The sequence below is a fragment of the Polaromonas sp. P1_G2 genome (assembly GCF_056405515.1).
In genome coordinates, this window is record NZ_JBFUBY010000930.1 from 1 (window position 1) to 507 (window position 507).

Here is a 507-nt window from a genome sequence, read left to right on the forward strand (position 1 = left end):
GGCTTGCCGTCCTCACCTTCGACCGGCGGCTCGAGTGTCAGTTGCTCCTTGCGCAGGCCGGCGACTTCGCTGCGCCGGCGGCCGCCGGAGGCGAAGGCGACCATCAGGATCGCCCGGTCGCGAAGGTCACGCAGACTGTCACCATTGCAGGTCGCCAAAAGCTTTGCCAGCACATCGCCGGTGACTGCCTTGGCGCTCTTGCGGCGGCGCTGCCGCGGCACGGCACGGACGGCAAGCTGGATTGCCGATTTTAGGGCAGGGGAGGCGAAGGTGCCGGCGGCGCCGCGCCATTTGGTCAGCGTCGACCAGCTGGCAAGCCGTCGCCGCACCGTATCTGGGGCGTGCGGTCCGGTTGACCGCAGAAAGCCACTGTCTCTCAGGGCCTGGTCGACATTCGTCGGCATGCCATGATCGGCATCGGCCTCCCGTTTCGCCGGATCCCACAGGTGGTGAGCGACGAACTTCAGCAGCAGCGCCTCTGGCGCCGGCCAGGGCAGGGGGCTCCCC

The 507-nt window shown here is 68.6% G+C and carries 1 pseudogene; it reads right to left on the reverse strand.

Annotated elements, in window-relative coordinates:
- A pseudogene (locus AC1D0P_RS28390) lies at positions 1-507 on the reverse strand (hypothetical protein); the annotation flags it as partial.